At 59.2% G+C, this 12,110-nt stretch carries 7 protein-coding genes and 6 pseudogenes; 6 read left to right on the forward strand and 7 right to left on the reverse strand.

Annotation, left to right across the window (positions count from 1 at the left end):
- Positions 1 to 112: 112 nt before the first annotated feature.
- The 5 genes and pseudogenes from QJT78_RS43660 to QJT78_RS43680 form a co-directional block, all read right to left on the reverse strand.
- Positions 113 to 732: pseudogene (locus tag QJT78_RS43660) on the reverse strand (tRNA-uridine aminocarboxypropyltransferase); the annotation flags it as partial.
- Between the two features lie 5 nt (positions 733 to 737).
- A pseudogene (locus QJT78_RS43665) lies at positions 738 to 1,664 on the reverse strand (IS110 family transposase); the annotation flags it as partial.
- A gap of 304 nt (positions 1,665 to 1,968) precedes the next feature.
- Positions 1,969 to 3,201 (reverse strand): ABC transporter substrate-binding protein, encoded by a 1,233-nt coding sequence (locus QJT78_RS43670; RefSeq protein WP_028154428.1) that lies wholly within the window; start codon positions 3,199 to 3,201, stop codon positions 1,969 to 1,971.
- A gap of 353 nt (positions 3,202 to 3,554) precedes the next feature.
- A complete protein-coding gene (locus QJT78_RS43675; RefSeq protein ID WP_038953999.1) occupies positions 3,555 to 4,145 on the reverse strand; it encodes a hypothetical protein in 591 nt (196 codons plus the stop codon).
- Between the two features lie 21 nt (positions 4,146 to 4,166).
- A complete protein-coding gene (locus tag QJT78_RS43680) occupies positions 4,167 to 4,355 on the reverse strand; it encodes a hypothetical protein (protein ID WP_028154430.1) in 189 nt (62 codons plus the stop codon).
- 896 nt (positions 4,356 to 5,251) lie between these two features.
- On the opposite strand from QJT78_RS43680, the pseudogene QJT78_RS43685 reads away from it, so the two are divergent.
- Both QJT78_RS43685 and QJT78_RS43690 read left to right on the forward strand, forming a co-directional pair.
- Positions 5,252 to 5,476: pseudogene (locus tag QJT78_RS43685) on the forward strand (ParB/Srx family N-terminal domain-containing protein); the annotation flags it as partial.
- Positions 5,477 to 6,560: 1,084 nt separating this feature from the next.
- A pseudogene (locus QJT78_RS43690) lies at positions 6,561 to 7,022 on the forward strand (hypothetical protein); the annotation flags it as partial.
- Here QJT78_RS43690 and QJT78_RS43695 read toward each other — a convergent pair.
- On the reverse strand, positions 7,007 to 7,258 hold the full coding sequence (locus QJT78_RS43695; protein ID WP_028154263.1) for a hypothetical protein: 252 nt from the start codon (positions 7,256 to 7,258) through the stop codon (positions 7,007 to 7,009). The pseudogene QJT78_RS43690 and the gene QJT78_RS43695 sit on opposite strands and share 16 nt — an antisense overlap.
- Before the next feature lie 271 nt (positions 7,259 to 7,529).
- Positions 7,530 to 7,907, reverse strand: a pseudogene (locus tag QJT78_RS43700) (hypothetical protein); the annotation flags it as partial.
- A 730-nt stretch (positions 7,908 to 8,637) separates the two neighbouring features.
- On the opposite strand from QJT78_RS43700, the gene QJT78_RS43705 reads away from it, so the two are divergent.
- The 4 genes and pseudogenes from QJT78_RS43705 to QJT78_RS43720 form a co-directional block, all read left to right on the forward strand.
- Positions 8,638 to 9,549, forward strand: coding sequence for a hypothetical protein (locus tag QJT78_RS43705; protein ID WP_049807992.1), 912 nt, complete (start codon positions 8,638 to 8,640; stop codon positions 9,547 to 9,549).
- Positions 9,550 to 10,122: 573 nt separating this feature from the next.
- Positions 10,123 to 10,356: a DUF2188 domain-containing protein gene (locus tag QJT78_RS43710; RefSeq protein WP_281460624.1), complete on the forward strand. Its 234-nt coding sequence runs from the start codon at positions 10,123 to 10,125 to the stop codon at positions 10,354 to 10,356.
- Positions 10,357 to 10,667: 311 nt separating this feature from the next.
- Positions 10,668 to 11,153, forward strand: coding sequence for a hypothetical protein (locus QJT78_RS43715; RefSeq protein ID WP_028154266.1), 486 nt, complete (start codon positions 10,668 to 10,670; stop codon positions 11,151 to 11,153).
- 549 nt (positions 11,154 to 11,702) lie between these two features.
- Positions 11,703 to 11,939 (forward strand): annotated as a pseudogene (locus tag QJT78_RS43720) (IS5/IS1182 family transposase); the annotation flags it as partial.
- Positions 11,940 to 12,110 lie beyond the last annotated feature (171 nt).

A 12,110-nucleotide genomic window follows, 5' to 3' on the forward strand; every position in this document is an offset into this window, starting at 1 on the left:
ACGGCGTGGTCGACCAAATGCTACATGAACATGCGACCGCTCTATCAGCCACAACTCTCTGAAACCGGAGCCGTCGCCTGATCAAAAGTGCGAAAGATTCTGGACAGTACCCAAAACTGGCGTTCAGCGTCTCGGCGATGTCCGGCCGCCGCTCGAGCCCCGACAGCAGCGTCGCCGCGGCCTCGATGGTCGACAGTCCGTCCTTGCGCGGTTCGCGACGCAGGCGGCCATAGCGCGACGGGTTGAGGATCACGCGCTGACATTTCAGCATCCAGGGATTGCGCCACCACAGCGCCTTCGCCTGACTCCAGGTGCCGTCGAGCAGCAGCACGCCTTCGAGCTTTCCCGGGATGGCGCGCTGGTTCTCCGCGACTTCGCCCTTGCGTTGAGCGCGACGATTTTCCCCTCCGCGTCGAGATCAGCAGCGCGCGCCGAGCCGAGATACAGCATGGCCCAGTGCGAGGCGTTCTCGATCGGGCGGCCGAGCGCTTTGGACAGGCTCGGCCAGGATAGGCCGACCCGCAAAGTCGCCTTGGGGAAGTGTTTCGCAAGCAGCCGCGCGGTACCGAGCGCCCTGTCCTGCTCTTGCGGATGCTGGAGGATCAGGAGCCCGAGACGGTTCTCGATCGGCGTGACACTGTCGCAGATGCAGAGCGGCATCGGCTTCTGGCAGTGCGGGCATTCGGGAATCGGCTCTGGCCCTGTGGCCATCGTCTCAGCTGGGTTCGACATGACGCGACAAGCATGGGCGGCTTACGAGCGAGCATGCGCTCCAGCCATGCCCCTTGCGATTGACCGCGTCGGCGAGCCAGCGCACTCGCCCCGATGATGAGGAGACGCCGCAGCGTTCGCTCACCCATTTTCGATATTTGGTCGAGCTTCTGTCTTCCACCAGTGGAACGTTGCAGCGGCGTCAACCCCAACCACGCGGCGAAATCCCGGCCACGTTTGAAGTTTTCAGGCTCAGGCGCTAGCGCCATCAGAGCTGTCGCCGTGATTGGGCCGATGCCAGGAACTGTCATAAGCCGTCGAGCAACTTCCTCTTCTCGGGCTCGTCGCGCGATCTCAATATCGAGTTGCTTGATTTGCTCTTCCAGCACCGCCAGCATCTTGACTAGGATATCGAGCGCCGGTTGCGCCGCCGTTGGCACGCTGCTCCCGGAAGCTTGCGCGTGCTCAACCAGCGCGGCGACATTGGACGCCCCCTTTGCAACGACCAGGCCGTATTCGGCGAGGTGACCTCGCAACGCGTTTATGATCTGAGTACGTTGCCGGACCAAAAGATCGCGAGCGCGAAACACGACCGCGCTCGCCTGCTGGTCCTCACTCTTCACGGCGGCAAAGCGCATGGTGGGGCGTTGGGCTGCTTCGCAAATCGCTTCTGCATCGGCCATATCGTTTTTCTGGCGTTTCACAAAGGGCTTTACATAGGACGGTGGAATCAGACGCACTGTGTGACCCAGCTTGCCAATCTCACGAGCCCAGTGATGGGCGCTGGCGCAGGCTTCCATCGCTACCAGGCACGCAGGCTGCTGAGCAAAGAAAGCCAGCACATTGTCACGACGCAGCTGTTTGCGGAAAACAACAACGCCGCCAGCGTCTGCGCCATGTGCCTGAAAAACATGTTTCGCCAGGTCTAGTCCAATCGTGCTAACTTCGTTCACGGACGCTTCCTCTTTCTGACGGTTCAACACCCTTCACTTTGGCACATCGATGCCGTCGAGGGGCGTCCACCCCATCACAGCCACAACAGCAGCAAGCAAGAGTAGCATAAAGTATTGGGAAGAACGAACGGCAGCAGCTCTCCTTAAGAACCGGACCCGGTGGTCCTCAGCAAAGGGTCCACTTCACCGCAGCGCTACTCTTTGGATTAGTTCTTGATGAACATTGTTGTCGGGCAGAACTATTGTTGTTGGCGGATTGACTGTAACCCGACCGAGACAGATCGGTCTGGCCCGCCCGTCCGACTTACTGCGTCTTCAGGAGATTGCAGGTGCTCTCCGCGGCCGGGCGCCAAGCATCCTCGGCCGGAATAGTCCCCGTGATCTCGTAGTAGTCATAAGGATATTTTGACTCGATCGACGCCTTTATGCGCGCGGCATAGAGCGGTCGCATCACCTGACCGTCGGCGCGGATGCTAACATTCTTCATCTCGAAATCATTGACGGGGGTGTTCTTCATCTGTCGCACCACCGCCTCGCCTTCGTCCGTCTGCGCCGCGGCAATCGCCTTGAGATAGTGCATAACTGCACTGTAGGTGCTCGCCTGCGCCTCGTTCGGGATCCGGCCATCGAATGCTGCCTCGTAGCGCTTCGCGAAAGCGCGCGTCTCGTCTGTCCTGTCCCAGTAGAACGTGGTGGTCAGACCTACATTCTGCAGCGGCTGTAGGCCGATGCTGTGCGTCTGATTGATCATCAATCCCAGCGGAGCTAGCTGCTGCTTCTGCGTAAGCCCGAACTCCTCAGCCTGCTTCAGGGCATTGGCGAAGTCTGCCCCCGAATTGGCCAAAGCGACGACCTTTGCACCGCTCGACTGGGCCGTCAGGAGAACAGACGCGAAATCGGAAGAATTGAGCGGATGCAGAACGGAGCCGACGACCTTGCCGCCAGCGGACTTGATAAAGTTCGTCGCGTCGGCCTGCCAGACTTTGCCGAAGGAATAATCGACGGTGACAAAGAACCAAGTATCCAGTCTCCGAGCCAGCAGCGATTTGACCGTCGCCTTAGCCAGCGCATAAGTATCCATTGCCCACTGCGTCGTCAAAGGAGAGCATCTCTCATTGGTGAAGAACGCGGCCGCCGTTCCGGCCAAGAGATATGGTTTCTTCCGGCTCCTCATGACGTCTTGTACACCGAGTGCGACTGACGATGCAGAACATCCGACGATTGCGTCCACCCCCTCATTGTCCAGCCAGCGCAACGCGATCGCGACGCCGATGTCCGGCTTGTTCTGATCGTCCGCCACGATGAGCTCGATGTTCTTACCGTTGATGGCCCTACCAAAGTCGCTTATAGCTAACCGCGCGGCGATAACCGAACCCAGCCCGCAATTGTCGGAATAGGGGCCGCTTTGGTCGTTCATGACGCCAATCTTGATGACGTCCCCTGAAATTCCCTGTGCGACGACCAGGGTCGGCGCGGCAATAGATTTCGCACTCACGAGGATTGCCATGATGGCGACGTAGGCAGCCGAAGGTCTCATAATGCTTCTTTCTCCTTGATGCCTGCGGATATCTAGGATCTTGAGGTAACGAATGATGGCGGCATAGAACCTGGAGGTCTGTGCTCCGCTAAATGCGATCAAGCTTGGGTGGGCAATGCATGTTGGTCTTCAATGCGAAGCAGCAGCAAGATTGATAGTCCCAAGGTAGAACGCTGAACACCTCCCAAATCTAACAGGGCTCCCAGAGAAGTCTGGTGGAAACAGCCACACTCAGCCGATCAGCGTCCTCGCGTCAGTTGAAGGCGCCAGGATGCCATTGATCGACAAAGCCGTCGGGCTAATTCAGCAGGTGGAGTATGTCAGCGCGGGGCGCTCGTCGCAATTTGCACAGGTTAGTCAGAAAAGTTGCACGCTGCGGGCAATTGGCAGTTTTTGCAAAGACCCGCTTCCATACGGAAAAGGACCCGTTGCATTTCCCCGAATCGGCGTTGATTGTTTGTGCGCATGCGCGGCCCGATCAAACTCCGGCCGATCCCGCACGTCAATATGTTAGACCGACCATTTCTTGTAGTTGGCGGCGCGGGCACATTCCACAGTATCACCCGATTGGCGCCTGTTTGTTTGAACTCGACGCCTTTCTTCAGAGGCGCCTCCTCCCAAGTGCCGTTGGCCTTCTTCGATCGCAACAGAACATTGTCCTTGCGGGTCAAAACTTCTCTCGTCGGCGCCGTTTCCGGATCATTGTCCAGATCGTTGTAGAGCCGCTTCTCAGTATCGTAGGGCCAGGGCAGCCATTGCGAAAAGGGACCGCTGAAATGTCCGCCGAAGAAGCGCCCGCTGAACACCTCCTTCATTTGCTGCATGGTCGGTTCGGGTTGCTTCACCCAAACGCGCTCCGTGTAGCCGACCTTTTCCTTCATGCCGCGCCGCCACCAATCGGTATCCTTGCGGGTGCCGAGCGTGAGAGTGGAAAAGCTTGCCATGCGGACGTTCTCCGAGACAGATCACGCAAGAGAGTCGATCGGGATTGGATCGGACATGTAGATGAGTCGCGCCTGCGCCTCGAACGTCGAGCGCAATCCGGATTCGGAAATGGCGGCTTCGGGCGGCTGGTCTTTTCCGGTGAAGGTCCAGTCGAAGGTGAAGTCGGCGGTCGGCAGCGGCCCGGGGTCCGACCGGGACGACGCCAACATGGACGCTTCCAGGAATCCCTCCTGCTCGCCGCCATCGGCCCCAAGCCGACGAGCTTGACCACCAGACCTTCGGTTCTCGTCTCGGGTCTCAACGCCGTCACATCCAGCGCGATCGGATCGCTCAGCAGGCCGTCACCGTGCAGGATACGGCCGGAGCATTTCGCCGGATTGGCACTCGTGAATTCCATGTCCAGATAGAGCCCGAACATTTCCTTCGCACTCTTGTTCTCGATCGTAAGCGGGATCGCTGCGCCGACGTCGTCGTGGTCCCTCTCGTAGAGTGAGCGTGATCGCCTTCGCGCTCGCCTTGGTGGACGATCCCGCGACGAGCCGCAGGAAGAACGATAGGGTCATGTCGACCGTCTCACGACCGAATCCCACGGCGCGCAGATCGAAGTAGCCCGCATGGCAGTCGGCCAGGATTCCGTCGTTGACCGGCCTCCCTCCGCCGGCGCGCCGGTAACCCAGGATCGCGGCACGCGTCTCGAATTCGACAAGCCGCGCATACTGGGGTGGGACGGCGTATTCAGATCCGCGTTCCGCCCTGGAAGGCGACGCCATGTCGTGACGATTTCGACGGGACGACCAAGTACACGACGGCGCCTCGGACAAAAGATCGTGAGCGACTACCAGACGCTGCCAATGCAGAGCGTCGCGCGCTGACGATCAGGTTCAAGCGTGAACGCGAACTGAATCCGAGTCTGGACTGGACCGACTGGCTTTCCCAAAAGTTGCAATTGACCACTGCCGCGCGCCCTGCGTTGAAATCATCCTGACGCTTGCCCGCGTGATGCCGAAGCTCCCCCAGCTTTGGTGTCGGGCATCGGGCGTGGTTTATGACGCAGCTGACTTCGAACCGGCCTCGCAAGATGGCCGGTTCTTTTTTGGCCGGAGCCATGACCGAGATCGCGCGCATCAAGATCGAGTATCGGCTGCTCGGCTCGCTCAAGCTCAACCCGCGTAATGCGCGACTGCACAGCGACAATCAGGTCGCCGAGATTGCGCGTTCGATCAGCCGATTCGGATTTCTCAATCCGCTGCTCGTCGACAGCGATGGCACGATCATCGCGGGCGAAGGCCGATACCTGGCCGCGCGAAAGCTCGGTCTCCTCGAGGCGCCGGTCATCGAGCTGACCGGTCTTTCCGAAGCGCAGTGTCGCGCGCTCGCCCTTGCCGACAACCGCATCCCGCTGCCGGTGGTCCGGCGGCTCGTCGGATACGGGCGCTTCGACGGGGTCGAGACGGCCCGCGTGATGGCACGTGTCTACGCCGCGGCGCGCCTGCTGGTGGACTTCTTCCAGCCGTCATAAGGGGCGTGAATCGAGTGCTGAGTGACACAACATGTGACAGTTTAGCCACGCCAAACGGCCGGATGTCGCTGATGTTCACGATCTGCTGGGCGGCGCAGACTCCGCGATTTTTAGTGGGCGAGCCGCCAGTTCTCTAATTACATCGGAAGAATACAAAAAGACGCCGACCTGCTTCCGACCGCTACTAAAAAACGCGTTGCCAGCAACTGGTACGCGACCTTCCTTTGACCACCGCCGCAATTCGGCTGAGGTGATGGAGAGTATCTGCTCGACCATCTTCCCGCCAGGAGACGATGGCCGATCTGGCGATCTGCCTCGACCATATTCGCTTTTGGCGCAAACGACGAGGTGTTCATACCGTCGCCCTATCCAGTCAGGATTGATTGGCAATGACCTGGCATGACTGCATTCGGTTGAAGACGGCTTATGTTCGAGGCCAGACAATAAACACGCGAGGCGCCCCGCCCGGCCGGCGCACAGCATGCGAATTCGTCTCTTTGGCAAAGTTGGCACGTGTGATGCTGAGAGCTGGTGTGGGTTCAGTTCACCGCGCGTCGGTCACTGCCGGCGGACAGTCGCATCGGACGCGGTGGGCTCCCAACAATTTTCTGATCTAAGGGCAGCACAGAGCGATGAATGGCGGGACGCGTATGGCTACGGAGAATCGATCCGGCCAGAATCGGTTGGTGGAATGTCAGCCGATCGACGCGATCACGGCGATCGATCGCCTTGCAAGATCGGATCCAGAGAGGGTTGCGCTGAGGGTCGGCGCAGATGAGCTCACCTACAAGGCGCCGCGATCAAGATCGGATGCCCTGGTAAAAACGTTACGAGAGCGTGGCGCTCAGGGCGCGGTCGTCGGCTAATGGGGTGAGCGGACCTCGATTGGGCGACGGCGGTCGTCGCAATTTTGAAGGCCGGATCAACATACCTGCCGCTCGATCCATCGTTACCGGCATCGCGTACATCATTCATGATCGAGCAGAGCCGCTGCGCCCTGATTATTGGCCCAAATCAGCTGGAATCGCTCAGCCTGTTCCAGGCGAATAGCAAAGGCGCCACGCAATTCATGCCGATAGAGGCGGCGCTACGAGATGATGGCCAGACTTCGTCTGTCGTACCATCATCAAACGAGGATGGACACGATTTAACCAGCGCATTGATTTTGTCGGCGGCGGCCCCGTGTTGTTGGACCTTGGAGCGTAGCGCGGCTATGGCCCCTTCCAGCTTCTCGACTTTCTCCTTAGCCGCAGCTTCCTTCGCTGTAGCATTCGAAATCTCGCTGACGTGTTTCGCATATTCGTCGGCGCTGGTAGTTACGAAATGGCGACGAATTGCTTCTCAAGCCTTTTTCTGATGCTCGTTGAACCTGTCGACCATGTTGGCATCCTGCTTGAAGATCGCATTAAGAGCGTTACAGCTCTCTTCGAGCAGCTTAATGCGAGCCATCACCTCTATCACCGGGGGGAGCGGTATCGTTACTGGACGGGTCGGCGTGTCCTTTCGCTCCCGCAACGCGCTTAATACCGTCACCATCAGCGGGCTGACATCATCCAATGATGCGGTGAACGTTAGGACGGCAGCTTCAAACATGTTGCGCGGCAGTGTTCAGTTCGATGACGAACTTGGGAAAGCTTGTCGTCAAAAGTCGCTGTGAGCAGCGCTTTTCGCTGGTCGGTAATTGCTTGGCCGCAATGCAGGCACGACCTTAAATCGTGTTCGACATGGTACTCATGTCCTTGCTTGACCCAAGGGACCATTCGCGGATGCACATCCAGCCCTTCGAGGGCGATGCTCCCAGTGGATTTTGGAGCGAGCTCAACGGCGGCCTTAATCGTTTCCGACAGCGCCGAGACCGGAATCTCTATTGCTTGATCTTCGCGGGCGGTTCGGATCGCGCACAGGTCGCGGCGGCCGCATCAAGATCCGCATCGCTGAGCTTGCCACCCGCTAAAGTCCCCAGCTTATCAACGTCGGCTACAAACTGCGGTGCCTCGTATCGAGTGGGCTGGCGTAAACGCTCGGAGACCGTTCGCGCGAGAACCTTCCTGTACTCGGTGAACGCCTTCTCGCGTTCCTTGAGCAGCTTGGCCTCGCCTTCGTGCTTCGTTCTCGCCGCTGGTAGGGTAGTTTCGAGCGCTTTCAACTGCTCCGCTGCCTCGGCTTGGTCGGCGCCAATATAAAAGACAGGGTTCGCCACGCCAGCTTCCCAGCGGAGGTTCTCGGCGATGAAATCGCCGTTGAAAACACAGACGCACTAGGCCACTGAGTGCCTTAGGATAGGTAAATTTCGCCCCGCTGGACAACTCGATTTCGAATGTGCAGCCTTCGGGAAGTCGCTCCTGTTTTTTGCCGTGTTGAAGCGCCGCTAATATGCGGGAAAGCGTTGACTTTCCCGAGCCATTGAATCCGTAGAAAAGATTGTATCGCTTGAGATCAAGGCTTGGAGTGGTGGCTTTACGCTCCGCCAACACGGCTGCGCCCTTGAGCAGACGAATGTTCTCGATGATCGCCACGGCCGCCTCCGCCTCCCTTATGGCTAGAGAGGATTACCGGCACGCAATCTGAGGTGGTAACGAGGGGCAACCCTGCCAAAAGGCGGCATCTCCATTGCACCGCGGCCGGATCAGGTCGATCCATTGGTTCGTCATCCACCTTCGCGCTTGGTCTCCGCCGACCTGCTGGCGGCTCTTCCTCGGTCATGGCTTCGCGGAGGTGGTGTAGTACCGGGGCTTTGGAGCAGACGCTGGCAATGCGGCATCTCGTGCTGACCTGGATCGGCGTGCTCGACTAGCCACGGTTCGTCTGCGTGACCGACCAAGCCTGGTAGGTGCCTGCCGGGTCTCTCCGAGGATACAATTCGACAGAGTATTAGAAATAATGCAGGACCAGATTCGAAAATCTTGATAGGCGCGTGCTCCTGTTTGCGCAGAAATCGGGGCCGACTAAGTAACACTTGAGACGAACGCGTCATGGCCGCCGATCCGAAAACCGCATCCCTCTACTCGCGAATGCAGAGCTACGGCACCCTGACCGAAGCGCCGCGCGACGTGCCAGACGCGCGCTTCGCGCTGCCGGCGACTGTCCACTGGATGCGCGCGCTCGCGATCCTAACTGTCGACCAAAAGCTCGACTTCGCTGCCGGTCGAAGGTTCTACGCGAATGTTCACGCGCGCGGGATGCCAGATCGCCAGCTCAACACCGTGCGTGAGCAGCTTTTGTTCGTCCTTAACCAGATAGCTGCGCTGCAGGCGCTGACGGCTACGACGAGCAAGGCGGACGTGGCGCGAACGGCTATTGTTGCCTGGTACTACGGTGTCTACAGCGCAGCTTCCGCCATGACGGCAGCGATGGACGCTTCCTTCCAGGACAATCACGCGGAGACCGCCAGGAAGTGGCAGGAGCGCTTCCCTGCCAACAACCTGGCGATGCATCCCTTCGCGGATTGCCTGTCGAGCGTCATTCCGGCAACTGTCGAGACCGAACTCGCGACAGTGAAGGTAAGGGGGCAGCACTCGTTGGTCAACAAACCCACGACTGCGCAGGAAGCCTGGGGCTGTTGCGCGGAGTATCTTTCCGGGACGGCGGGCTGGGAGCGATCGAACGTCGAGGAGAGGGTGAGGGAAACGGCCCAGTTCAAGGCGCTGGGAGTTTCCGATTTCCGGACGAAGGCGGCGCGTGAACTGCGCGACATCTCGTACGCCCGTCGCGGCATCAGTTTCCTTCACCAGGCGTCGCGCTATCGCGGGAAGGCGAACTACCGGGACGCCATCTACCTCGCCTATGGGACCTCCGTACCGAACCAGTTGTCGGGTTTCGTCGACGACATGCTTATCGTACTGAAAGGGTTCGCCGCCATGGCCGGCGCCTACTGCTCTCTGTGAGTGGGCAAGACCGCTTGGATAGACTTCGCCGACGATCTAGATCGCAAGAGGGCGATTTCGATATCCCCGAAGTATATTTGGTGGCCGCCGGGGCGGGTTGGCCTGGAAACACGCCCGTGTTCGGCAAGAGGACGCATCAACGACGGCAGCGGATTAAGGCGCCGGGTGCTCTCGGCGCGCCAAGCGGCGTCAAATGGAATGAGACTGAGACGCCGCGCCAACTCGCGATGGCCTGATACGAACGCTTGCCGCCGGCTTGCCTGCGGCAAGCAGGCGCGGCGCGGCAATCGGCTGCTTCCTTGAACTCACGACCACGGAAGATACAGCGCGGCGAACAGCACCAGGACGATTAGAATGCACGCCCACGCGATTGCTAGCGCCTTATCCATCGGCCGATTCCCCCGATCTCGGGCGCGCTTCAGGTCCATCATCGAGCGCTCAGCCTGCTACACAAATGTGTACTGCAAGAGGCCAGCTCGGCTCCCACCCAATCCGGTAGTTGAGGCGACCGCGTCAGGTTGCAAACTCCCTCCCGGCGTGGACACGCGTTTCCAACCTGGGGAGAAGGACCTTATGGCTCGTATTCAACATATCGTCACACTCCACAATGACGAATGGACGGTCGTCGTAAATGGCAAGCACTCCGCCCCATACGCTACTCAAAAGGAGGCAATCCGCGCCGCGGTCGATGCCGCCCACGCGGACGGAAAGGCAGGGCACGACGCTCAGGTTCTCGTTCAAAGGGAAAACCACCAATTTAGAATGGAGTGGACATATGGCCTCGACCCATACCCACCAGCCGGCTAATCGCGGACCACATGAGATCGGCGCCGACCAATCCTGGCTCCGGGGGCCGACGTGGCCAGCCTTGCTAACTCCGAGGGCGACGGCTGGTGGTAGGGAAAGTGCTTTCGGGGGCGTGAGCGCCGAATCACGTCCGCGCTGGCCGTTTTTCTCAGCTTTGATGGCGCGGCCGTCCATACATCGAGGATCAGCCGCGCCCTTTGGCGAGCCCCGGGCTAGCCCCGAAGTAGTCGATTGGCCTTCGGGTAGCTATCGCGCCCGCATAGGTTGAGCATAAACTCCCCTGTGAGCACCAAAAGAATGGAGCATTGCCAATGAACATCGATCTCGCGGCGGTGCTTACCAAGTTTCAGAACATCTCGCCCGGTGCATTTATCAAGCTCGATATCTCAATTGAAGGCGGATCATTCGGCATTTTTGTAGAGGACGGCCACGGCAATCAGGGCATCGTTACCGTTCCCGCCACGCCCGCCCCACAAGACCAAATCGCGTGGCATCAGCAGGGCGGAATATCACACCGAACACTTATCCACTTTCCGACCGCGCTTCTGAGGCCGGCCCTGTCGAGCGCTGCCGTGCCAGGTTCTGCAGCGGGCGTGCCCTTGGTCTGCGTGGGGAACAAGGCGTTCGTCGCAGGTCAACAAGATCGGCATCACCGTGAATACTTCAACATCGATACGGGCAAAGCCGAAAAGGTGGCTTTAGATGACGCGGTGTTGTTCACGGAATGGGCCGTGGGGCATGTCGTCGACGGAAAATTCGAAGAAATCTACAGATACCCTCTGCCTGGTACTTCTTAAAGAGGAGCGGCAAGCCGCTTGAAGTCCCCCGCCTTTCAATCCGCTGAATCTGCACCAACGGTGCGAGCTGGAATCACTGCTTCCAATCACAGTCAAAGGAACCTGATATGATCCCTATTGAGGAGTCCTTTATTCGAGCGATAACGTTGCTTGACGGACCAAAACCGACCGAGCAACGGGCTGAAATCGTCGCCCACCTGGATACTATTATAGACTATGCTCGCGACGATGCCGAGGAGCGCCTAGCCCATAGTTTCAAAGCGATGGCCCTGAACCACCTCGACAGTATCGGTCGAGATACGTCGACCATTGTTGAGGAAAAAATGGAGCTGGCTCTGATTGCCACCGAAGAATTGATTATAGCTATCGTCGAGCGCAACCGGCGGGGAATAAGATCCGAGCGATGTCCATGCAGGGATCTTGCAACTGGGCAATACGGGCGGTGGTCGCGATTAGGTGCTCATGAGCGACGACGACCTCCAATGACATGCACGCAGCGCCATCGGAGGCAGTAATCTGACGGCGGCGGCGCGTGGAGGCCTTCACGCCGAACTCGTAAGGCGCGCTGGCCTTGCCGATGCACTCCACCTCCGGTGGCATGGAAGATGGGACCTCGGGCGCTGCTACCTCAAAGGCCGCGCCGGCGATGCCGCCAACGTCGTCCTCTCAGCCGTCGGACACAACTTCCGCCGCATCCTCGCCTGGCTGAGATATCTCTTGTGCCTGTTCCTGGCCCAGCTATGGCGCACGCTCGCCCGGCCAGCCTCGATCAATCCGGCTTCTTAACGGACGACTCGATACGCCGCCTATCTCAATCCGTCATCACCCAGTTTCCCGCATAGCTCTCATAGGAGCAGTTGACCCCTTATCAGCCCCTCAGTCGGGTTTGCAGTGCCGGCCGACTGACGCTGAGGTTGCTAAGGTTCTGCAGGCCTCGCTGGCCTGCCACCAACCCCC

The sequence above is a fragment of the Bradyrhizobium sp. Mp27 genome, assembly GCF_029953005.1.
In the GTDB taxonomy this organism is placed as follows: Bacteria; Pseudomonadota; Alphaproteobacteria; order Rhizobiales; family Xanthobacteraceae; genus Bradyrhizobium; species Bradyrhizobium barranii.